Genomic DNA, 21,492 nt, shown 5'->3' on the forward strand with positions numbered 1-21,492 from the left:
TCCCCGCCGGTCCCGCGTTCGTGCCGCCCGGGCCGGATGGCTCAGAGAAACGGGTGGATCTGGATGGTCTCGTCCCGGCCCGGGCCGACCCCGATCGCGGAGATCCGGGCGCCGGACAGCTCCTCAAGGGCCGCGACATACGCCTGCGCGTTCTTCGGCAGCTCCTCGAACGACCGCGCCGCCGAGATCTGCTCCTGCCAGCCCGGCAGGTATTCATAGACCGGCTCGGCATGGTGGAAGTCGCTCTGGTTGTAGGGCAGTTCGCTCACCTCGCGGCCGTCGACCCGATAGCCGACGCAGACCGGGATCCGCTCCCAGCCGCTGAGCACGTCCAGCTTGGTGAGGAAGAAGTCGGTGAGCCCGTTGACCCGGACCGCGTACCTGGCGATCACCGCGTCGAACCAGCCACAGCGGCGGTCCCGACCGGTGGTCACGCCGTATTCGTGACCCTCGGAACGCAGTCGGTCACCGTCCGCGTCGAACAGCTCGGTGGGGAAGGGACCGGCACCCACTCGTGTGGTGTAGGCCTTGAGAATCCCGATCACCCGGTCGATCCTGGTCGGCCCGACACCCGTTCCGGTGCACGCGCCGCCGGCCGTCGGGTTCGACGAGGTGACAAAGGGATAGGTGCCGTGGTCGACGTCCAGCAGGGTTCCCTGGCCGCCTTCGAACAGCACCACCTTGCCCTCGTCCAACGCCTGGTTGAGCACCAGCGTGGTGTCGCAGACATAGGGCCGCAGCGCGTCGGCATACCCCAACAGCTCCTCGACCACCTGCTCGACGAGGATGCCGCGCCGGTTGTAGATCTTGGCCAGCAGCTGGTTCTTCTGGTCGAGCGCGGCCTCGACCTTCTGCCGAAGAATCGATTCGTCGAACAGGTCCTGGATCCGGACACCCTGCCGGTTGATCTTGTCGGCATAGGCCGGGCCGATACCGCGCCCGGTGGTGCCGATCTTGCGCTTGCCGAGGAAGCGTTCGGAGACCTTGTCCAGAGTCTGGTGGTAGGACGTGATCAGATGGGCGTTGCCACTGACCAGCAACCTGGAGGTGTCGATGCCCCGTTCGTTCAGCCCGCGCACTTCGGCGAGCAGCTGCTGCGGATCGACGACCACGCCATTGCCGATGACCGGGGTGCACTCGGGCGTGAGAACGCCGGACGGCAGCAGATGCAGCGCGTACTTCTGGTCGCCCACCACAACGGTGTGACCAGCGTTGTTGCCGCCCTGGTAGCGCGCAACATAGTCCACGGAGCCGCCGAGCAGATCGGTGGCCTTGCCTTTGCCCTCGTCACCCCACTGAGCGCCGAGCAGCACAAGTGCGGGCACAGGCGTACACCCCTTTCGAGCGGGGCATCTACGCTTCAGCTGCCCCGGATCGACGAAACCCCTGCGCAATCGCGACAGGGGCTCTTGCACAGAGAGCTTACGGGAGACGCAGCCGGGAGGCGAACAGTCAGGTGCTCATCGTCATCGACCCGACAGCCCGGCGCGTGGACGGGGAGTCGGTGCGCATCGCCAAGGACGTGCTGTGCGCCGGCGCCGCCGACGCGGTCAAGGTCTGCGTCCTCGACCAGCCGGGATCCATGCCCCGCGCGCTGGCCCGCAGAAACGGACGCCAGGTCGTGGTCGTCGGCGACGACCGCGCCCTGCTCCGCGCCGTACGCCTGCTGCACGGCGAAGGCGCCCTGGACGCCCGCCCGTTGGGGGTGGTCCCGGTCGGCCGCTCGGTCTCCGTGGCGCGCGCCCTCGGCGTGCCGACGGACGCGGTCTCGGCCTCCCGCGCGGTGCTGGCCGGACACACCCGCCGCCTCGACGTGCTGACCGACGACGCCGGCGGCGTGGTCCTCGGCGGCCTCGGCATCCCGGCCCCCGGCGGCCAGGGCCAGGCCAGCGCCTGGTGGCGCGCGGTGCCGTTCCCCCGCCAACGCGCGCGCCCCAGCCAGCGGCTCCGCGTGGAGGCCGACGGCCGGGTGCTGGCCGATCTGGACCGGCCGGTCGCCGAGGTCTCGGTGCTGCCGGCGAACGGCCTGGCCGAGGTGATCGTCCGCACCGGCCGCAAGGACACCCTGGTCCGCGCCCGCGCCACGTCGATCACCGTCTCGGGCGCCGGCTTCAGCTACCGCGCCAACGCGGTCGACCTCGGCCCCACCCACACCCGCACCTGGACCATCCGCCCCGCCGCCCTCCACCTCACCGTCCCCGCCCCCTGACCCCCCACAGAACGCCTACCGGCGCCAGACGCCCCGGCCCGCCGGCGCCTCGGGCGCGAACTCCACGCCCCACAAGGCGCAGACCGGGCGAAGGCAGACCGCGCGCAGCGGACACCTCAGGCCGGCAGGCCCCCGCGCCGCAGGCACGGAAGGCACACCCCCCGCCGAGCGCAGAGCACCCCGGACCAACAGGTCAGCACAGCGACACCCCAGGCCGGCAGACCCCGAGCGGCGGTGGGAAAAACACCCCCCGCCGGACGCGAGGCTGGCGCCTCAGGCCGGCAGACCCCGAACGGCGGCGGGTGGGGATCGCGCGGGGCGTCGTGAGCCTGCGGCGCCGCAAGCTCGAACTCCACGCCCCACCAAGCGCAGACCGGGCGAAGGCAGACCGCGCGCAGCGGACACCTCAGGCCGGCAGGCCCCTGCGCCGCAGGCACGGAAGGCACACCCCCCGCCGGGCGCAGAGCACCCCGGACCAACAGGTCAGCACAGCGACACCTCGGGCGCGAACTCCACGCCCCACCAAGCGCAGACCGGGCGAAGGCGAACCGCGCGCAGCGGGCACCTCCGGCCGGCAGGCCCCCGGCCGCAGACACAAACGGCACACCCCGCCAGGCGCAGAGCCCCCCGGCCAACAGGCAACCAACTCCCCTGCGTGCACATGCCCCCAACCCGGCGGGCCCCCGCGCCGCAGGCACAGAGCAGGTGAACGCCAACCGCGCGCAGCGAGCGCCCCCAGCCCGGGGGACCCCGCGCCACCAGGCGCGAAGCGCCCTGGGCCGCGCGGACGCCTCGGGCCGGCGGGTCCCCGCGCCGCAGGCACAAACGGCACACCCCGCCAGGCGACCCCGTGGGTCGGGCCCGGGCGGGCGGCCTGCTCGCGTTAGCGGGCAGGCCGCCCGCCCGGGCCGCCGCCGCCTCCCCGGCTAGGGGGACCCGCTTTCGAGCGGGCGCCCCGAGACCGAGCGGTGGGCGTGCCAGCGGTCGAGCAGTTGGGCCATCTGTTCTTCGAGGAACGCCATGAACGCGGCGGTCTCGGCGAGCCGTTCGGCGGCCATGGTGGTGGGGCCGACGGCCTCGATCCCGCTCTGCAGGGTCTGCTCCCAGCGGCGGTACATCTGGTCGCGGTTGGTGAAGGACCGGTACCAGACGTCCTGGTCCACCCGGTACTGCTCACGGCGGGAGCCGGGGAGGCGTTCCCTGCTGATCATGTGGACCTGGCTGAGGTAGCGCACCGCGCCGGAGACGGCGGCCGGGGAGATCCGCAGGCGCTCGGCCAGCTGTGCGGAGCTGAGCGCCCCGTCCTCGGAGGCCAGCAGGCAGGCGAAGACCCGGGACGGCATCCGTTGCAGTCCAGCCGCGTTGAGGTCGGCCGCGAAGCGTTCCACAAAGGCGGCCACGTCCCTCGGGTACTCCGGTTCCGTGCCCTCCGCGTTCCCGGGTGCCTCGTGCTCCTCGCTCCGTTCCATGGTCATCCGGCCATCCTGCCAGCCGTTTGGCCCATCCTGAATATTTCCTACCTTCACGCGCTTCTGAAGCCGAAGCCCTGTCGTTCCGCACCGGCTCCGCCGGAAGCCGTTCGGACAGCTGCCCAACCTGCCGTTCGCCGGGGCCGGTTGGCCGTGGGCTCGGTCCGCCGGACCCGCGCCGCCGGGGTCCGGATCCCGCCCGGGGCCGTCCGGGGCCCTGGCCGCCGCGTTCCCCAACGGAGCAGCGGGGCACCCGCGAGGACCCGCTCCGGATGCGGACCCGGTCACGGACTGTTCGCATGGGTGACAGCTCGTCACGCACTCCGCGTGCGGCGGACGCCACGGAGGTCACCCGTTCATGAAGTCCACGCGATCCATCAGATCCCACCGGTCACTCACCTTTGCCTCCCCGACGCGGCCGTTGGCCGTGGCCGCCACCACGGCGGCACTCGCCCTGGCTCTCGCGGGTCCGGCCTTCGCCCAGGAGGACGAGGCGCCGGCGCAGGAGATCGCCGCCGTCACCGAGGCGGCGGAGGGCATCGACCCGGAGGGCCCGGCGGCGTTGGACGACGCCAAGCCCGCCTGGGACAACGTCGCTCCGCTGACCATCTCGCCCAGCTCGGGCGGTCCCGGCACCTCGGTCACCGTCAGGGCGCAGTGCCGGCCCAGCGGGCCGGCCAGGTCCGACGCGTTCAAGGAGCCGATCCCGCTGCGCCAGGGCGACTCGGGCCAGTGGGTCGGCACCGGCAAGATCAAGCACGATGTGAAGGTCGGCCGCAAGTACCCGGTGACGGTCGAGTGCGCGGACGGCGTCCAGCTCTCTTCCAACTTCACCGCCACGGCCGGCACCCCGAGCGGTGGCGCCGAGGCCGGCTTCGGCGGCTCGGGCGGCGGCGGCGAATCCGGTTCGCAGGCCACGGCGTTGGCGATCGGCGGCGGCGTCGCGGTGGCCGGCGGCGTCGGCTATGTGTTCCTCGCCAAGCGGCGCCGCTCCGGCTCGCACTACTACTACTGACGAGCGCGGCGTGCCTAGGATCCCGCGCGCGGTGCTCAGGCCGCGCATCCCCCGTCTCCCCCGTGGCGTCGCCGGCTCGTTCCGGTCCCTCGCCGGGCGCGCCACGGCACGGCGCGCCCGGCGGCGGGGCGGCGAGCCGGCCGAACGCCGGCAACGCCCGCTGCTGCTGGCCGCCGTGGCCCGGCGCGCCCACCACCGGTACCGGCTGGCCGCCGACTGGTCGGCGGCGGCCGGCCGGCGGCTGGTCGGCCGGGCCGGCCGGGTGGGTGGGGCGGCGACGGGGCTGGTCAGGGGCCGGGCGCGGCCGGCGACGCTCCGTCAGGCCAGGGTCGCGGTGGCCACGGCGGTGCGCGGCGCCGCCGGGCCGCCGCCCGGGCCGCCGGGCGGGCGCACCCGGCAGCAGCGGCTGGCGCTGCGCAGCCGACGGCTGGAGACCACCATCGCCACCACGGTGGTCGTACTCGGGCTGCTCGTCGGGCTGTTCGGGCCGCACGGCGGGGGCGGCGACGCGACGGCCGTGCGGGAGGCCCGCGCGTCCAGCGATATCGCCGAGGGCGTCTCCCGGCCCGAGGCGGTGGACGCCCCCGGCTCCGGGGCCGACGCCGCCCTTCTGGGCGACGACGGCTACGCCGAGCCGGCGGCGCCGTTGGAACGCGCGGCACCGATCCGGGTCCGGATTCCGTATCTGGCCACCGATGTCGAGGTGTTCGGCGCCGATCTGGCGCCGAACGGCGGCCCGCCTTCGCCGTCGGAGGAGGACGCGATGCGGGCCGCCTGGTACGCGGGCGGCGTCTCCCCCGGGGAGCGCGGCGCGGCCATCCTCGTCGGCCATCTGGACACCTATGACGGTCCGGCGGCGTTCGCCGGCCTCGGCATGCTCCAGCCGGGCGAGACCATCGAGATCGACCGGGCGGACGGCGGCATCGCCGTCTTCACGGTGGACTCGGTGGAGCAGTACCCCAAGGCCGACTTCCCCGACCAGCGGGTCTACGGCTCCGTCACCTCTCCCCAGCTGCGGCTGATCACCTGCGGCGGTCGCTGGACGGCGGACGGCGGCTACGACTCCAACATCGTGGCCTATGCCCGACTCACCGACACCGTCCCGGCCGACTACTTCGAGGAGGAGCCGACGGAGTTCGACGACGGCGCCGACGCCGGCCTCGACAACGGATTCGACGCCGGCCTCGACGCCGGCCTCGACGCCGGTTTCGACAAGAACGGCGCCTAGGACGCCGGGGCCGGGCCGCCCGTCACCCCGGCCCCGTCACCCCGCTCACCCCGCGACCTCGTCGGCCAGCGCGGTGGCGGCGCGCACCACCTCGGCGAAGCCCGTGTAGAGCGGGGTGAAGCCGAGGCGCAGCACATCGGGCGGCCGGAAGTCCCCCACCACCCCGCGGTCCCCGAGCGCGGCCGTCAGCCGCCGCGCCTCCGGGTGACGGAGCGCGATCTGGCTGCCGCGCCTGGCGTGGGCCCGCGGGGTGAGCGAGTCCACCGCGCCCTCGGGCAGCAGCGCGGCGACGCACTCAAGGAAGAAGTCGGTGAGCGCCAGGCTCTTGGCGCGCACCGCCGCGATCTCCACGCCGTCCCAGACGTCGAGCGCCGCCTCGAACGCCAGCATCGACAGCACATCGGGCGTGCCGACGCGGGCCCGCCGCACCGTCGGATGCGGCAGATGCTCGTCCGCCATCGCGAACGGGTCGCGGTGCGACCACCAGCCGGGCAGCGGCGAGTCGAACCGGTCCAGATACTCGGCCCGCAGATAGCAGAACGCGGGCGCCCCCGGGCCGCCGTTGAGGTACTTGTAGCCGCAGCCGACCGCGAAGTCCACGCCGTTCGCGTCGAGTTCGACGGGGAGCGCGCCGGCGCTGTGGCAGAGATCCCAGACGGTGCGACCGCCGGCGCCGCGGACCGCCTCGGTGATGCCCGGCAGATCCGCCAGCTCCCCGGTGCGGTAGTCCACGTGGTTGACCAGCGCGGCGGCCGTGCGGGGGCCGGCCGCCTCGGCGATCCCGGCGGGCGGCAGCACCCGGAGGGTGCGCCCGGTCAGCCGGGCGGCCGAGGCCGCGATATAGCGGTCGGTGGGGAACGTCGAACCGTCGAGAAGGATCTCGTCGCGCCCGGGCGGCGCCAGCCGGACCGCGCCCACCAGCACCTTGAACAGGTTGACGCTGGTGGAGTCGCCCACCACCAGCTGCCCCGGCGCGGCGCCGAGCAGCGGCCCGAGACGGTCCCCGATCCGCTCGGGCGCGGTGTCCCAACCGGCCTCCGTCCAGCCCCTGATCCGCAGCCGGCCCCACTCCTCGGCGATGACCTCGGCCATCCGCGCCGGTACCGCGCGGGGCAGCGCGCCCAGCGAGTTCCCGTCCAGATAGACCACATCGTCGAGGACGAACCGGTCCCGCACCGCGCGGAGCGGGTCCGCCGCGTCCAGCGCGTGGGCGCGCGCGACAAGCACCCGGGGATCGTGGACGGTCATCCGGACTCCCTCGCCTTCGTGGTCGACTCCGTGGTCGGCTCCGTGGTCCCGGAGGCGGAGCAACGGCGAAGGGGCCCCGTTGTGTTCGGGGCGCCCGCGGTGGTGGTGACGGGGGCGCGGCCCGGCGGTGGCCCGGCCGGCGCCCCGGGTCAGGAGAGCGTGTCGGCGGCGGTCGGCGAACTGTCCCGGAGGAACTGCGAGCAGCGCTCGTACTCCTCCTGCTCGCCGATAGCCCCGGCGGCCCGGGCGAGCGCGTGCAGCGCCCGCAGAAAGCCCCGGTTGGGCTCGTGCTCGAACGGGATCGGGCCGTGCCCCTTCCAGCCGTTGCGGCGCAGCGCGTCCAGGCCACGGTGGTAGCCGGTGCGCGCGTAGGCGTAGGACTCGACGACCCGGCCGTCGCCGAACGCGTCGTCGGCCAGCTGCGCCCAGGCCAGCGAGGAGGCGGGGTACTTGGCCGCCACCTCGGCCGGCGAGGTGCCGGAGGCAAGCAGTTCGCGCGGCTCCGGATCGTCGGGAAGGTGGGTGGGGGGCGGACCCCCGAGAAGGTTCTCGTGCGTGACCATGTCGTCCAGTCTGCCTCTCCGGCCAGGCCACCCCCAAGCCGTCCCCCCGCCAGTGGCCGGAAGCAGCCTCCGGCGGGCCGGGACGGGACGGGCGGCCCCGCCGTCGGCTACTTCAGCCTGGTGCCGGCGGAACGGAGGTGGTTGCAGGCCAGGGTGACCCGCGCCGCCATCCCGGCCTCGGCCAACTTGCCCCAGCTGCGCGGGTCGTAGACCTTCTTGTCGCCGACCTCGCCGTCCACCTTGAGCACGCCGTCGTAGTTGCGGAAGGCATGGTCGACGATCGGCCGGGTGAACGCGTACTGGGTGTCGGTGTCGAGGTTCATCTTCACCACGCCGTTCTCCAGCGCGGTGGAGATCTCCTCCTCCGTCGAGCCAGAGCCGCCGTGGAAGACGAAGTCGAACGGGTCCTGCTTGCCGCTGACCTCGGCGACGCCCTGCTGGAGGTCCTTGAGCAGTTCGGGGCGGAGCACCACGTTGCCCGGCTTGTAGACGCCGTGCACATTGCCGAAGGAGGCGGCCAGCAGATAGCGGCCCCGCTCGCCCGTGCCCAGCGCCTCGGCGGTGCGCAGCGCGTCGTCGACGGTGGTGTACAGCTCGTCGTTGATCTCGTGGGAGACGCCGTCCTCCTCACCGCCGGTGGGGGTGATCTCCACCTCCAGGATGATCTTGGCGGCCGCGGCCTGGGCCAGCAGCTCGGCGGCGATCTCCAGGTTGTCCTTCAGGGTCTCGGCGGAGCCGTCCCACATATGCGACTGGAACAGCGGGTTCAGGCCCCGGTCCACCCGCTCCTGGGAGATCGCCAGCAGCGGACGGACATAGCCGTCCAGCTTGCCCTTGGGACAGTGGTCGGTGTGCAGCGCCACGTTGACCGGGTACTTCTCGGCCACCACATGAGCGAACTCGGCGAGCGCGCTCGCGCCGGAGACCATGTCCTTGTTGTACTGGCCGCCGAGGAACTCGGCGCCACCGGTGGAGATCTGGACGATGCCGTCGCTCTCCGCCTCGGCGAAGCCGCGCAGGGCGGCGTGCAGGGTCTGCGTCGAGGTGACATTGATGGCCGGGTAGGCGAACTTGCCCGCCTTCGCCCGGTCAAGCATCTCGTTGTAGACCTCAGGGGTCGCGATGGGCATCTGTCCGCTCCTTGGAGAGTGTGCGTCGGGCTGCTACTCGAATTCAGGGAGACGTCTTCATTGGCGTCGTGTGCGTCGTTGGCATTGTGTGCGTCGTTGGCGTCAGGGCGGGGGCATCAGTCGTCGGCACCCCCGGGCGTCATCGTCGCGCCCATCTTCCCAGACGACGGCAGGCCCCCATAACAGCCCGCCGCAGTTTCACGTGAAACCATGACGGTCCGTAATCGGCGCAGCTCAGTCGAGCCCGAAGTCCGCAAGGGTGAAAACGGAGTAGTACGGCAGGCCCGCCGCCTCGATGGCCGGGGCCGCGGCCCGCTCCACGATCACCGCCACGGCGACCACCTCGGCGCCCGCCTCGCGCAGCGCCTCGACGGCGGTCAGCACCGAGTTGCCGGTGGTCGAGGTGTCCTCCAGGGCGAGCACCCGCCGGCCCGCGACATCGGGGCCCTCGATCCGCCGCTGCAGGCCATGGGCCTTGCCCTCCTTGCGCACCACGAAGGCGTCCAGCCGCCGACCCCTGGCCGCCGCGGCGTGCAGCATGGCGGCGGCCACCGGATCGGCGCCCATGGTGAGCCCGCCCACCGCCTCGTAGTCGAGGTCGCTGGTGAGATCCAGCATCGCCTCGCCGACCAGCGGGGCGGCCTCGCCGTCCAGGGCGACCCGGCGCAGGTCCAGGTAACGGTCGGTCTCCTGCCCGGAGGAGAGGATCACCTTGCCGTGGACAACGGCCTTGTTCTTGATCTGCTGGAGCAGTTGTGCACGCGCGCTCATGACCCCAGAGCCTATGCCAGCCGCCAGTCCCACCGGGTCGAGACCTCCAGCGGCTCCAGCCGGGTGACCAGACGGGGGTGTGTGTTGAGCCCGTTGGGCGGGCCCGACTGCGGTTCCACACAGACGGCTTCGGGCAGTTCGTCGTAGACCACCACCCACTCGGCCCGGCTGCCCACCTTCAGCTCCAGCTGACCCGGCCAGGTCAGGGTGACGTCCACCCCGTCCGGCATCCCGAAGCAGTCGTCCCACGGGCCCGGCTTGGGGGCGACCCGATGGCCGGTGGGGAGATGGTCGTCGCCCCGCTCCTCCTGCCAGGCGGCGGTGAAGTCGATCTCCACCTCGCGGCCGCCGGGGGTGAGCTGCCGAAGGAACCAGGGGTGCCAACCGGCCTGCGCGGGGAAGGAGTTGTCGGCCGTCTCGATCCCGAGGGTGAGGGTGACCCCGCTGCCGTCCTCGGCCAGTTCCACCAGCTGGGTGACCGCCCCGGCATAGGGCCAGGGATCGGTCAGCTCGCAGACCAGCGCGACGGAACGCTCGTCCGCCCGCACGGTCCGCCAGGGGCGGCCCCGGACGGTGCCATGGATGGCGTGCGGGCCGGCGTCCTGCGGCAGCTGGTGGTCCCTGGCGCCGTCCCGGAACCGGCCCTGGCGGGTCCGACCGCACCAGGGGGCCATCACAAAGGAGCCAAAGCGGTCGCCCTGGCGCAACAGCTCAAGGCCGCCGACGGTCAGCGAGGAGATCCGGGCCCCCTGGTCGGGGCGCACGGTCAACTCGGCATCGCCGGCTCGGAGTCGAATCCCACGTTCGGTGTCATCGATGGTCACCCCTCGACGATAACGATCTACTCTATGAAATGACTAATGGTGACCTCATGTTGGACAGCGCGTCGCGGCCCGGACAGGCCCGGCTAACGCCTGCGGCGCAGCGCCCGGCCGATGACCACCGCAGACGCCACCACCAGCGCGGCGGCCGGCGCGGCCCACCGCAGCACGGGGGAGGGACCGGCGGCGGCGCCCGGCGCGACCTCCGGCGCGTAACGCCCCCGAGGAGGGGCGTGATCCACCTCCTCCGCGCTCCGCCCGATCATGCTGCGCCTGGCGTGATCCGCCTCGGGCGCCGGCAGCGCGAAATCGCCCCGACCGGCCTCGACCCGGCCGAGTACCCGCTCGGCCTCCGTCGGAGGCGGTGCCTCGCCCTCGCCGCCCCGGCCGCCGACGGCCGGCTCCGAAGCGTCCACGGCCGGCTGCGACGCACCCGGCTCCGCCACATGCTCCCGGCCGGCGTCGCCGCCCGAGGCCGCGCGCGGCCCAAGCCCTCCGTCGTCCTGACCGCCGTCCGCGGCCTCGGCCTCCCGCTCGAACTCGGCCTCCCGCCCGGCCTCCGGCTCGGCCTCCGGCCCGGGGGCGGCCTCGGGGCTCTGCGCCGAGGGGATGCCGGGAATCACCCGTTCGTTGTCGTCGGGCTCGCCGATGCCGCCGGGCGTCGGCGGCGGCTCCGCCTCCCCCGGCGCCCCGTCGACGGCCTCCGTCAGGGTCTCGTCGAAGGCGCCGTTCGCCAGCGCCTCGTCGACAGCCGTCTCCTCGGCCAGCCGCTCGACGACGGCCTCGGCTACCGCCTCCACCACCGTGTCGGCCGCCGCCTCGGCGAGCAGTTCGGCCAGCGCGTCGGCGAAACGATCCAGCAGCCGCCGGCCCACCGACTCCCGCTGCTCGGCCGGGAGTTCGAAGAGACGCCCGGTCCCGGTGAGCCGTGCGTCGACGGCCAGCGTGCAGCCCGCGCCCCCGGGACGCTCCCGCGCCAGGACCGTCAGCACCACGCTGACCCGCCCCGACCCCCTGGCCTCCTCGCCCGTGGCCGCCACGGTGTAGCCGCCGTCGGCGAGCGCGAAGGTGAGGGAGCCGCGGTAGGTGATCGTGGAGGCGCCGGCGCGCAGCCGCAGCCGGCCGCGCACCTCGCCGGCGGCGGTGTCCCGCACGGCCGGGCTCCCCGGCTGGGCCGGCTGGAGCCCCGGCACACAACGAGCCACCCGCCTCGGCTCGGCGAAGGCGCTCAGGACGACGTCGGCGGAATACGGGAGGTGGACCTCGTGCTCCATGGCGCGGAGCCTACCCACTGAGCGGCACATATGTTACTGGCCGGGCCAAAAGCAACACGAGGCGTCGGGAGGACGCAGGCGGCCGATTCGGCGCGCTCCGCCTCCTCCCGCTGGCGCAGGACCCGCTCCGCCCGCTCCCCCAGCGAATCCACCGTCAGGGCGCAGACCAGCAGCGTCGCCGTGACCCCGCAGACGACCATGGTGAGCCGGGCGCGGCTGGCCCGGCCGAGATCGCCCCGGAAGAGCCAGAGCACCACGGCCCCGCCGGCCAGCGCGTTGACCACGCCGGTGAAGAGCGCGGCGTTGAGGTGGCCGAGCAGCGGCAGCAGGAGAAAGGGGAAGGCGAGGCCGCCCAGCAGCGCGCCCACGTAGTCGGCCGCGGAGAGATCGGCGACGGCGCGCCCCGCGTCCTGCCGTCTGATGCGCTGGATCAGCGTCATCAGCAGCGGCATCTCGGCGCCGATCAGCAGGCCGATGGCCAGCGACAGCAGCACCAGGGTGGGCCTGACCTCGTCGAACCAGAGGAAGGAGAGATGCAGCAGGGTCGCCGAGCAGCCGCCGACCAGGGCCAGCATCGCCTCGATCAGGCCGAAGTTCACCGAGGGTTGAGCGCGCAGCCGTTTGGCGCCCAGCGAGCCGATGCCCATGGCGAAGACCATCGAGGAGAGCACGATGGAGGTGAGCGTGACCGTGTCCCCGACCAGATAGTCGGCGAGGGCGATCAGCTCCAACTCATAGACCAACCCGCAGGCGGCACAGACGAAGACCGCCAGCAGCACCAGCCTCCGACCCACCCCGGGCGAAACCGGGAGGACCGCACGGGTGCCGGGCCCGCCCGCGCGCTCGGCTTCGGACGTCTCGATCATGAACCGAACGTTACGTCACACCTCGAACTCGCCCTGTCACCCACAGGAGTGGACTTCGGTGCGGTCTCCACCGCGTGCAGCGCGCCCAACACCCTTGTCCTGGTGGCCACCAGGCGCCGCTCCTGGGGATAGGAGTGCCAGGTGCGCCAGTGCACCTGGCCCTGCTGGCGCTGCGCCAGCAGCGCGGTGAAGGCGTTGGGGTCGCCGGGGAACAACGCGGCCAGCCCCTGCGGGTGTTCGGCGACCAGCGCCAGCAACTCCTGGGCCCGGCCGGCGAACGAGCCGGGGCTCAACGTCTCGACCCGGGCCGCGAACTCGTACTCGAAGTTCCCCAGGCGGCGGGAAACCCCCAGCGGCAGCGGGGTGTTGCCGCCGGGAATGCAGGCGACCGTCTCGGAGCAGGATCCCCGGCTACTGTTGAGCAGGACCTGGTGCGAGGCGCCCAGCACCCGCAACTGAACGGAGACCTCCCCCAGTTCGAGGTCGAGCGTGGCCAGGGCCGGCTCCGGACCCCGATCGAGCGCCCAGGCAAGATCGCCCGCGCGGGTATCGGTGAACATGGTGTTAATGGCTTTGAGCATGAATCGGCCCCCCGCATGACATGCAGTTGAGGGTGGTGCGCCCGACCCTCCCAAGAGCAACGAATCCACCGAACCACGGAACTCCCAACCCCCACAGCCGTTTTACCCAACTCCACCAGATTTCCCCCTACAGGGGGCAGGCTAGGTCAGGTGTTCACCAAAGCCCCGACCGGATAGCGAACGGCCGCGCTCGATCAACGCGCGGAGACCGGGGCGAATCGCCCTTCTCTGCCCATGAATCCACCCAATCAATAGTCACAGCTCAGCGTTCTTCACATCTCGGCTGCACAACGGTCACTCTGACGCACTTGTTAGGACCTCCAACTGTGAGGAGGCTCCTGACAACTTCACCCGAAGCCAGACACCGTGGAAGGCCCAAGATGACCCGATTCGGCAGAACGTCGAAACTCGTCACGGCCATGTTGGCAGGGACGCTCGTTCTCTCCGCATGTAGCAGCGACGACAGCGACGGCGACGACAACGATGACGCGAACGGCGGCGGCGGTGGCACCGGCGGCACGGTGACCTACGCCATGGCCCAGCCGTGGCAGAACTACAACCAGACCACGGCGGGCGCCAACACGGTTGCCAACGGGCAGGTCATGGCCAAGGTCATGTCCGGCTTCTGGTACTTCGGCGACAGCGACGGCCAGGCCATAGCCAACGAGGAGTTCGGCACCTTCGAGAAGGTCTCCGACGACCCGCTGCAGGTCGACTACTCGATCAACCCGGACGCGGTCTGGTCGGACGGCACGCCGATCGACTGTGACGACGTGCTGCTGTGGTGGAGCGCGCAGAGCGGCGCCTTCGACGGCATCTTCTCCGTCCCCGGCACCCAGGGCATCGAGGACACCGAGCGGCCCGACTGCGCCGCCGGCGACAAGGACTTCACGCTGCTCTACACCCTGCCCTACGCCGACTGGCTGACGGCGGGCCCCGGGCACGGCAACACCACGATGATGCCGGCGCACGTCCTGGCGGAGCAGGCCGGGCTTTCGGAGGAGGAGTTCCTCGCCGCGCTCCAGGGCGACGACCCGGCTCCGCTGGAGCCCGCCGCCGAGTTCTACAACAACGGCTGGACGATCGACGGCGCGCTGCCGGACGAGGCGCTGATCCCGTCCTCCGGGCCTTACAAGATCAGCGACTACGTCACGGACGAGTCGGTGACCCTGGTCAGGAACGAGGCGTACTGGGGCGAGCCCGGCGCGGCCGACTCCATCGTGATCCGCATGGTTCCGGAGCCGGAGCAGGTCCAGGCGCTGCAGAACGGCGACGTGGACATCATCGAGCCGCAGCCCACCGTGGACATGGCGCAGCAGATCGCCGCGGCCAGCGGTCTTGAGTCCGAGGTCGCCGAGGAATACACCTACGAGCACCTGGACTTCAACTTCGACAACGGCCCGTTCGCGGACTCCCTTGAGCTGCGTGAGGCGTTCGCGCTCTGCGTGCCCTACGAGACGCTGGTCGACAACCTGATCAAGCCGGTCGTGCCGGACGCCTCCGTCAAGCAGGTCCGTAACGTCGCGCCGTGGGACGCGGGTTACCAGGAGGCCATCGACGCCTCCGCCGAGTGGATCGACGCCTACGGCCAGACCGACGTCGAGCGCTCCCGCCAGATCCTGGAGGAGCAGGACGCCGTCGGCACCACCATCCGTCTGGGCACCCTGGACAACCAGCGCCGTAACGACGCCGGTGTGCTGATCGAGGCCTCCTGTGAAGAGGCCGGCTTCGACGTCGAGTTCAGCGCCGCGGCCGACTTCTTCGACACCGACGGCGCCCTCTCCGAGGGTCGTTTCGACGTGGCGATGTACGCCTGGTCCGGTTCGCCCGACCGCTCCGGCTGGAACTCCACCTACCGGACCGTCGGTGAGTGCTCGGTCGACGGCAAGGGCAACAACAACGGCTGCTACAGCAACGCGGAGCTGGACCAGCTGCTGGACGACGTGCTGCGCACCGGTGACCTGGACGAGGCCGTGGCCATCACCGCCGAGATCGAGGCCCACCTGTGGGAGAACCTGGTGACCATCCCGCTGTACCAGCACCCGGGCATCACCGCCTGGAACGGCGCGGTGCAGAACGTGGTCCCCAACCCCTCGCAGAACGGCATCGTCTGGAACGCCCACACGTGGAGCAAGAGCTGACTGACCGATCCGACGGCTCACCGCGTCCGGCGGTGAGCCTCAGGACTCTGGTCAACGGCACCACCACGGGGCCGCGTCAAACGAATTGAGCGGGGCCGGGAACTATCACTTCCCGGCCCCGCGTCCCGTACCCGGGGCCAGGTTTCCGGCCACCCGCCGAACCACCGCCAGGGGGACGGCCGAGCACGCGTCCCATCCCTCCCTAGCTCCCCACCTCCGCAACCACAGGAGTCAGCGCCATGCTCGTCTTCATCGCGCGGCGGCTCTTCGTCTCGATCTGGGTCTTCCTCGCCTCCACGGCCGTGGTCTTCTTCCTGGCCACCCGCATCGGTGACCCGCTGTCCGAAGCCAGGCAACTGCCGGACGGCGCCCGCGAGGCCGCCATAGCCGAGATAACCGAGCGAATGCATCTCGACGATCCCGCCCTCGTTCGCTACCTCCGCTGGCTGGGCGATGTGCTCACCGGCGACCTGGGCGTGAACCGCCAGGGCCAGGACGTGAACGCCATGCTGGAGAACGCGTTCACCGCCACCATCCAACTGATCACCGGGGCCACGGTGTTGGCCATCGTGATCGGTATCGCCGTGGGTGTGCTCTCCGCGCTGCGCCAGTACACGGCGCTCGACCACGCCGTCACCTTCGTCACCTTCATCTGCTTCTCGCTGCCGCTCTTCTGGGTCGGCACCCTGCTGAAGCAGTTCCTCGCCCTGGACTTCAACGACTGGCTGGTCGAGCCGACCATCTCGCCGCTCTTCGTCGGCGGCATCTCGCTGATCTTCGGCCTGGCCTGCGGCTCGGCCGTGGTGGGCGACCGCAGGTCGCGGCTGGTCGCGTTCGGCTCCACCACGGCGGGCATGGCCGTGCTCCTGCTGGTGCTCTCCGCCACCGAGTGGTTCGCCGACCCGGGGCTCGGCCCGATCGTCATCGCGCTCACCGCGGTGGGCGCGGCGCTGGGCTTCACCACGCTGGTCAGCGGGTTGGAGTGGAAGCCGCCGCTGCAGGCGGCGCTGGCCACCGCCGTGCTCGGCGTGATCGCCTCGCTGACGCTGGGCCCTGTGCTGAAGGACCCGGAGCTGATCACCCTCTTGCTGCTGGCACTGGTCACGATCGGGATCTCGGGCGCGATCGGCTGGTTCCTCGGCGGCGACCTGTACCGCAGATCGGCGATCCCGGCCGCGGTGCTCACCGGCTTCTTCACGGCTGCGGTGATCTTCACCGACCGGATGCTCCAGTCGTTCGCCGACTACAGCGAGTCGGTCGGCGGCCGGCCGATCTCCACCATCGGCTCCCAGACCCCCAACTACTCGGGCACCTTCTGGGAGTCGGGCCTCGACTCGATGGGCCATCTGGCGCTGCCGACGCTGGCCCTGGTGCTGATCTCGCTGGCGAGCTACACGCGTTACACCCGCGCGAGCATGCTGGAGGTGATGAACCAGGACTACGTCCGCACCGGACGGGCCAAGGGCCTCAGCGAGCGCGCCGTGGTCACCCGCCATGTGCTGCGCAACGGCCTGATCCCGATCACCACCCTGGTCGCCTACGACATCGGCACGATCGTCGGTGGCGCGGTGGTCACCGAGGAGGTCTTCGGCTGGTCGGCGATGGGGAAGCTGCTGTTCAACGGGATCGACCAGGGAGACCCGATGCCCATCATGGCGTTCTTCCTGGTGGCCGGTGGCGCGATCGTGGTCTTCAACATGATCGCCGACATCGTCTACGCGTTCCTCGACCCTCGCATCCGGTTGTCGTAAAGGAGACTGGCCATGACGCGAAACGCGGAAGGCGCCGGGGCCGAGAAGAACCCGGACGCACCTGGCACGAGCGCGGCGGAGATCGCCGAGGCCCAGGGCATGAACGTGGTAGCCCGCTCCCAGGGGCAGTTGGTGCTGCGCCGGTTCCTGCGGCACAAGGGCGCGCTGGCCGGGATGGTGCTGTTCTTCCTGGTCCTGGCCCTCGCCGTGACCAGCATCGGCGCCGGCTTCATACCCGGCTGGTGGGACAAGGACCCCACCACCACGGGATCGGTCGTGGAGGGCGGCCGCCCCACCCTCTCGGTGGTGCCGAGCTTCCTCGGCGGCGGCGGAGTCCATCTGGGCGAGCATCCGTTCGGCCAGGACAACGTGGGACGTGACTACTTCGCGCTCACCATGCGCGGCGCCCAGGTGTCGCTGCTGATCGCGGTGATCGTGGGCATGGTGGCCACCCTGGTCGGCACCGTGATCGGCGCCGTCGCCGGCTACTTCAGGGGCTGGACCGAGGCCGTCCTGATGCGGATCACCGATGTGCTGATCGCCGTGCCGACGCTGCTGCTGGCCGGGCTGATCGGCGTGATCGTGGCGGGCAAGGGCGTGTTGCTGTTCGCCCTCTTCCTCGGGCTCTGCCTGTGGACCCAGATCGCCCGGCTGGTGCGCGGCGAGGTGCTTTCGCTCCGCGAGAAGGAGTATGTGGAGGCGGCCCGTTCGGTCGGAACCTCGGCAAGACGCATCATCTTCAAGCACATCCTGCCCAACACGATCGGCATCATCATCGTGTCGGCGACGCTGATGATCGCCAGCGCGGTGCTGCTGGAATCCGCGCTGTCCTTCCTCAACCTCGGTGTGCGCCCGCCGGACACCTCGCTCGGCCGGCTGATCAACGAGTACCGCACGGCGTTGAGCGTCCGCCCCTGGCTCTTCTACTGGCCGGGCGCGTTCATCGTCGCCATCGCCTTCTCGGTGAACTTCATCGGCGACGGCCTGCGCGACGCCTTCGACCCCCGACAGACCCGGGTGCGTGACTGATGTCCCTGACTCCTCCCATCAACACCCCCACCGCCTCGGCCCCCGGCGGCGAGGCGGCGGTGACCGAGGCCGCCGAAGAGGTGCACGCCGCCCACACGTTGGCCGATGCCAAGCCGCCGTCGGACGAGGAGATCCTCACCGTCGAGAACCTGACGGTCGAGTTCCCCACCGACGACGGCCTGGTCAAGGCGGTGCGCGGCCTGAGCTACACGCTGCGGGCCCGTGAGGTGCTGGGCATCGTCGGCGAGTCGGGGTCGGGCAAGTCCGTCTCCTCGATGGCGGTGATGGGCCTGCTGCCCAAGTCCGCCCGGGTGCACGGCAGCATCCGCTACCGTGGCCAGGAGCTGCTGACCATGCGGCCCAAGGAGCAACGGGGGCTGCGCGGCCGGAAGATCGCGATGATCTTCCAGGACCCGATGACCTCGCTCAACCCGGTGCGCACCATCGGCGACCAGCTCGCCGAGGCGGTACTCGCCCACCATCTGGTGCCGCGCAAGCAGGCGATGGCCAGGGCCAGGGAGATGCTGGACCTGGTCGGCATCCCCCAGCCGGAGCGCCGACTCAAGGCGTATCCGCACGAGTTCTCCGGCGGCATGCGGCAGCGGGTGATGATCGCGATGGCGATCATCAACGATCCGGATGTGATCATCGCCGACGAGCCCACCACGGCGCTCGACGTCACGGTGCAGGCGCAGATCCTGGAGAAGCTGCTTGAGGTCAAGGACGAGGTCAACGCGGCGATCCTGATGATCACCCATGACCTCGGGGTGATCGCCGGCATGGCGCACCGCACGCTGGTGATGTACGCCGGCAAGCCCGTCGAGATCGGCGGCACCGACCAGGTCTTCTACGATCCGAGGATGCCGTACACCGCCGGCCTGCTGGGCTCCATCCCGGCGCTCGACGGGGCCCGTTCCGAGCGGCTGCGGCCGATCGGCGGCACCCCGCCGTCGCTGATCCAGCTGCCCAGGGGCTGCCCGTTCTCCCCGCGTTGTCCGCTGGCCACCACGGAGTGCCGGGAGGACGAGCCCGGGTTGACCGACCAGGGCGACGGACACGAGGCCGCCTGCCACCACAGCGACCGGCTGGCCGAGGCCGAGGACGCGACCACGTTCTTCCGCACCACCGAGGAGGGCCGATGACCGCCACGGCGACCAAGCCGAGCGAACCGAGTGAACTGCTCCAGGTCAAGGACCTGGTGGTCAACTTCCCCGTGCGCGGCGGCGGGCTGGTGCGGCGCACGATCGGCCAGGTGCAGGCGGTCAGCGGGGTGTCCTTCGCGGTCAGCGAGGGCGAGACGCTGGGCGTGGTCGGCGAGTCCGGCTGCGGCAAGTCCACCACCGGGCGGGCCCTGTTGCAGCTGATCAAGCCGACCTCGGGCTCCGTCGTCTTCGACGGGCAGGAGATCACCGGGCTCGGCGCGCGCGGTCTGCGCCCGGTCCAGCGCAAGGCCGGCATGGTCTTCCAGGACCCGTACGCCTCGCTCAACCCCAAGCTGCCGGTGAACGACATCATCGCCGAGCCGCTGAAGGTGCAGGGCCTGTGGCGGCGGACCGGCAAGGCGCGGGTGGCCGAACTGCTGGAGCTGGTCGGGCTCAGCCCCGAGCACGGCAACCGCTATCCGCACGAGTTCTCCGGCGGTCAGCGGCAGCGCATCGGCATCGCCAGGGCGCTGGCCCTCGAACCGAAGCTGCTGGTCCTGGACGAGCCGGTGTCGGCGCTTGACGTCTCGGTCCAGGCCGGCGTGGTCAACCTCCTGGAGGACCTGCAGGAACGCCTGGGCGTGGCCTATGTGTTCATCGCCCACGACCTGTCCGTGGTCCGGCACATCTCCGACCGGGTGGCCGTGATGTACCTGGGCAAGGTGGTGGAGACGGGCACCAGGGAGCAGGTGTACGAGAGCCCGTCGCATCCCTACACCCAGGCGTTGCTGTCCGCCGCCCCGCTGGCCGACCCACGGCGGGAGCGCCAGCGTCGGCGCACCGTGTTGACGGGCGACGTGCCCAGCCCGCTGGACCCGCCGAGCGGTTGCCGGTTCCGCACCCGCTGCTGGAAGGCGCAGGACATCTGCGCCACGGAGGAGCCCGAGCTGCGCGACCGGGGCACCGGGCATCCGGTGGCCTGCCACTTCGCCGAGGTCCCCGATTCGGGCACCACCGCGCTTGAGGCGGCGGCCGTCGCCCTGGCCAAGGAGCCGGCGACGGAGAGGCCCGACGCGGACGAGCCGGCCGCGGACGAGCCGGCGGCCGGGAAACCGACGGCCGACGCGGCGGAGTAGCCGAGCGGGCGGACAACGGGCGAGGCCGGCCGTGGACGGAACGTTCCGTCCGCGGTCGGCCTCGCCCGTTGTCGATCGGCGGCGCCGGCCCGGTCAGTCCCGCTCCGGCTCCTCGGCGAGCAGTTCGTCGACGCGGCGGACCTTGCGCTCCAGGCCGTCCGTGACGCCGGGCCTGATATCGGCCTTGAGCACCAGGCTCACCCGGCCGGCGCGGGCCTCGACGGCCGCGACCGCGTCCCTGACGACCGTCATCACCTCGTCCCAGGAGCCCTCGATCGAGGTGAACATGGCGTCGGTGCGGTGCGGGAGGCCGCTGTTCCGCACCACCCGCACCGCCTCGGCGACCTCCTCGCCGACATCCTCACCGGTGCCGATCGGGGTCACCGAGAAGGCGACGATCACGCCGGGGTCCCGGGGCCGCCGGGCGCCTCGTCGCCGTCCGACGACTCGGCGGGCCCGCCCTCGTTGGCGTCCGTGTCGGCGTCGGCACCGCCGTCGGCCGAGCCCTCGACGTCCTCGGCCAGGCCCAGCCGCTCGACCAACCACTTGTCGAACTCCATCGCGGCACGCACCCAACTGACCGTGCTTGCCACAAAGTGATCGAACGCAACGCCGGCACCCAGCAACATATGCACATCGCCGACCAGCCGGACCGTGCCGTCGTCATTGGTGTGCGTATAGACCTTGGGCCACAGCGTGGTGTGGTTCCACTCGTCCACGCTCTCCAGCAGCCGGGGCTTGTCGTCCAGCGTGTAGGGGCGCGCGTAGAACGTGCGCACGGACAGCACGCGTTGCTGCTTCTCGCCACGGAACATGAAGTAGGTACGGAACTGCTTCCAGGGCGCCACGAGATCGCCCTGCTTGTCCACCACGTACTTCAGCTGCATCCGGTCCAACAGCTGCTTCAGCAGCTCCTGGTTCGGCATGATCGGGCCGGTCGGCTTGGTCGGCTGCTGGCCTTGCTGCTGGCCCTGACCACGCTGCTGTTCCGGCTTGTCGGGCCGCCCTCCGAAGTTCGGGATGGCGGACGGGTCAACGGACACGGGGGGTCCCTTCGTACGGATTAGCGGGCACCCCATCCTCTCCCACCACCGCCCCCGGGGGGCAACCAGCGGGCG

Annotated in this window: 19 protein-coding genes and 1 pseudogene; 8 read left to right on the top strand and 12 right to left on the bottom strand. The window is 71.5% G+C overall.

Features of this window, described 5'->3' with window-relative positions; all coding sequences use genetic code 11:
* Positions 1–41: 41 nt before the first annotated feature.
* A complete protein-coding gene (locus tag AOM46_RS10630; RefSeq protein WP_062208965.1) occupies positions 42–1,325 on the bottom strand; it encodes an adenylosuccinate synthase in 1,284 nt (427 codons plus the stop codon).
* 131 nt (positions 1,326–1,456) lie between these two features.
* Between AOM46_RS10630 and AOM46_RS10635 the strand changes: the two genes are divergently transcribed.
* The gene (locus AOM46_RS10635) at positions 1,457–2,209 is read left to right on the top strand and encodes a diacylglycerol kinase family protein (RefSeq protein WP_370592678.1); all 753 of its coding nucleotides are present in this window, start codon (positions 1,457–1,459) and stop codon (positions 2,207–2,209) included.
* Positions 2,210–3,135: 926 nt separating this feature from the next.
* Here AOM46_RS10635 and AOM46_RS10640 read toward each other — a convergent pair.
* Positions 3,136–3,684: a GbsR/MarR family transcriptional regulator gene (locus tag AOM46_RS10640; RefSeq protein ID WP_067226117.1), complete on the bottom strand. Its 549-nt coding sequence runs from the start codon at positions 3,682–3,684 to the stop codon at positions 3,136–3,138.
* A gap of 352 nt (positions 3,685–4,036) precedes the next feature.
* Here AOM46_RS10640 and AOM46_RS10645 point away from each other — a divergent pair, with 352 nt between their 5' ends.
* Positions 4,037–4,693 (top strand): hypothetical protein, encoded by a 657-nt coding sequence (locus AOM46_RS10645; RefSeq protein ID WP_062208968.1) that lies wholly within the window; start codon positions 4,037–4,039, stop codon positions 4,691–4,693.
* 10 nt (positions 4,694–4,703) lie between these two features.
* Positions 4,704–5,921, top strand: coding sequence for a class F sortase (locus tag AOM46_RS10650; protein ID WP_158920362.1), 1,218 nt, complete (start codon positions 4,704–4,706; stop codon positions 5,919–5,921).
* Positions 5,922–5,966: 45 nt separating this feature from the next.
* On the opposite strand, the gene kynU is transcribed toward AOM46_RS10650, so the two are convergent.
* The 8 genes and pseudogenes from kynU to AOM46_RS10690 form a co-directional block, all read right to left on the bottom strand.
* Entirely contained in the window at positions 5,967–7,169 is a 1,203-nt protein-coding gene (gene kynU, locus AOM46_RS10655) for a kynureninase (RefSeq protein WP_062208974.1), read from the bottom strand.
* Between the two features lie 149 nt (positions 7,170–7,318).
* Positions 7,319–7,732 carry a DUF3151 domain-containing protein gene (locus AOM46_RS10660; protein WP_062208976.1) on the bottom strand — a complete coding sequence of 138 codons (414 nt, stop codon included), beginning with the start codon at positions 7,730–7,732 and terminating at the stop codon, positions 7,319–7,321.
* Positions 7,733–7,839: 107 nt separating this feature from the next.
* On the bottom strand, positions 7,840–8,862 hold the full coding sequence (fbaA, locus tag AOM46_RS10665; protein WP_062208980.1) for a class II fructose-bisphosphate aldolase: 1,023 nt from the start codon (positions 8,860–8,862) through the stop codon (positions 7,840–7,842).
* Positions 8,863–9,096: 234 nt separating this feature from the next.
* Positions 9,097–9,633 (bottom strand): orotate phosphoribosyltransferase, encoded by a 537-nt coding sequence (pyrE, locus tag AOM46_RS10670; RefSeq protein WP_062208983.1) that lies wholly within the window; start codon positions 9,631–9,633, stop codon positions 9,097–9,099.
* An 11-nt stretch (positions 9,634–9,644) separates the two neighbouring features.
* On the bottom strand, positions 9,645–10,457 hold the full coding sequence (locus AOM46_RS10675; protein ID WP_199823954.1) for an aldose 1-epimerase: 813 nt from the start codon (positions 10,455–10,457) through the stop codon (positions 9,645–9,647).
* Positions 10,458–10,540: 83 nt separating this feature from the next.
* A complete protein-coding gene (locus AOM46_RS10680) occupies positions 10,541–11,728 on the bottom strand; it encodes a hypothetical protein (RefSeq protein ID WP_067226120.1) in 1,188 nt (395 codons plus the stop codon).
* A gap of 211 nt (positions 11,729–11,939) precedes the next feature.
* A pseudogene (locus tag AOM46_RS10685) lies at positions 11,940–12,594 on the bottom strand (spermidine synthase); the annotation flags it as partial.
* Positions 12,591–13,175, bottom strand: a complete 585-nt coding sequence (locus AOM46_RS10690) for a DUF2617 family protein (RefSeq protein ID WP_062208989.1) — start codon at positions 13,173–13,175, stop codon at positions 12,591–12,593. The gene AOM46_RS10690 and the pseudogene AOM46_RS10685, both read right to left, overlap by 4 nt.
* Positions 13,176–13,594: 419 nt before the next feature.
* On the opposite strand from AOM46_RS10690, the gene AOM46_RS10695 reads away from it, so the two are divergent.
* The 5 genes from AOM46_RS10695 (at position 13,595) to AOM46_RS10715 (ending at position 20,374) form a co-directional block, all read left to right on the top strand.
* Positions 13,595–15,316, top strand: coding sequence for an ABC transporter family substrate-binding protein (locus tag AOM46_RS10695; protein WP_234313729.1), 1,722 nt, complete (start codon positions 13,595–13,597; stop codon positions 15,314–15,316).
* Positions 15,317–15,555: 239 nt separating this feature from the next.
* Positions 15,556–17,067, top strand: coding sequence for an ABC transporter permease (locus tag AOM46_RS10700; protein ID WP_062208995.1), 1,512 nt, complete (start codon positions 15,556–15,558; stop codon positions 17,065–17,067).
* Positions 17,068–17,079: 12 nt separating this feature from the next.
* Positions 17,080–18,096 (top strand): ABC transporter permease, encoded by a 1,017-nt coding sequence (locus AOM46_RS10705; RefSeq protein ID WP_062208998.1) that lies wholly within the window; start codon positions 17,080–17,082, stop codon positions 18,094–18,096.
* Positions 18,096–19,238, top strand: coding sequence for an ABC transporter ATP-binding protein (locus tag AOM46_RS10710; protein ID WP_062209001.1), 1,143 nt, complete (start codon positions 18,096–18,098; stop codon positions 19,236–19,238). The genes AOM46_RS10705 and AOM46_RS10710 overlap by 1 nt, the downstream gene beginning before the upstream one ends.
* Positions 19,235–20,374, top strand: a complete 1,140-nt coding sequence (locus AOM46_RS10715; protein ID WP_078856700.1) for an ABC transporter ATP-binding protein — start codon at positions 19,235–19,237, stop codon at positions 20,372–20,374. The genes AOM46_RS10710 and AOM46_RS10715 overlap by 4 nt, the downstream gene beginning before the upstream one ends.
* A gap of 93 nt (positions 20,375–20,467) precedes the next feature.
* Here AOM46_RS10715 and AOM46_RS10720 read toward each other — a convergent pair whose 3' ends face one another.
* Positions 20,468–20,776: a thiamine-binding protein gene (locus tag AOM46_RS10720; protein ID WP_062209005.1), complete on the bottom strand. Its 309-nt coding sequence runs from the start codon at positions 20,774–20,776 to the stop codon at positions 20,468–20,470.
* The gene (locus tag AOM46_RS10725) at positions 20,773–21,417 is read right to left on the bottom strand and encodes a YbjN domain-containing protein (protein ID WP_067226123.1); all 645 of its coding nucleotides are present in this window, start codon (positions 21,415–21,417) and stop codon (positions 20,773–20,775) included. The genes AOM46_RS10720 and AOM46_RS10725 overlap by 4 nt, the downstream gene beginning before the upstream one ends.
* Positions 21,418–21,492: the final 75 nt, after the last annotated feature.

The organism is Streptomyces sp. NBRC 109706, assembly GCF_000974485.1.
Classification (GTDB): Bacteria; Actinomycetota; Actinomycetes; order Streptomycetales; family Streptomycetaceae; genus Streptomyces.

Coding starts and splice junctions, on each gene's coding strand:
- AOM46_RS10640 (WP_067226117.1), bottom strand. CDS start 3,684: ATGACCATGGAACGGAGCGAGGAGCACGAGGCACCCGGGAACGCGGAG.
- AOM46_RS10645 (WP_062208968.1), top strand. CDS start 4,037: ATGAAGTCCACGCGATCCATCAGATCCCACCGGTCACTCACCTTTGCC.
- kynU (WP_062208974.1), bottom strand. CDS start 7,169: ATGACCGTCCACGATCCCCGGGTGCTTGTCGCGCGCGCCCACGCGCTG.
- AOM46_RS10660 (WP_062208976.1), bottom strand. CDS start 7,732: ATGGTCACGCACGAGAACCTTCTCGGGGGTCCGCCCCCCACCCACCTT.
- fbaA (WP_062208980.1), bottom strand. CDS start 8,862: ATGCCCATCGCGACCCCTGAGGTCTACAACGAGATGCTTGACCGGGCG.
- pyrE (WP_062208983.1), bottom strand. CDS start 9,633: ATGAGCGCGCGTGCACAACTGCTCCAGCAGATCAAGAACAAGGCCGTT.
- AOM46_RS10680 (WP_067226120.1), bottom strand. CDS start 11,728: ATGGAGCACGAGGTCCACCTCCCGTATTCCGCCGACGTCGTCCTGAGC.
- AOM46_RS10690 (WP_062208989.1), bottom strand. CDS start 13,175: ATGCTCAAAGCCATTAACACCATGTTCACCGATACCCGCGCGGGCGAT.
- AOM46_RS10695 (WP_234313729.1), top strand. CDS start 13,595: ATGTTGGCAGGGACGCTCGTTCTCTCCGCATGTAGCAGCGACGACAGC.
- AOM46_RS10700 (WP_062208995.1), top strand. CDS start 15,556: ATGCTCGTCTTCATCGCGCGGCGGCTCTTCGTCTCGATCTGGGTCTTC.
- AOM46_RS10705 (WP_062208998.1), top strand. CDS start 17,080: ATGACGCGAAACGCGGAAGGCGCCGGGGCCGAGAAGAACCCGGACGCA.
- AOM46_RS10710 (WP_062209001.1), top strand. CDS start 18,096: ATGTCCCTGACTCCTCCCATCAACACCCCCACCGCCTCGGCCCCCGGC.
- AOM46_RS10715 (WP_078856700.1), top strand. CDS start 19,235: ATGACCGCCACGGCGACCAAGCCGAGCGAACCGAGTGAACTGCTCCAG.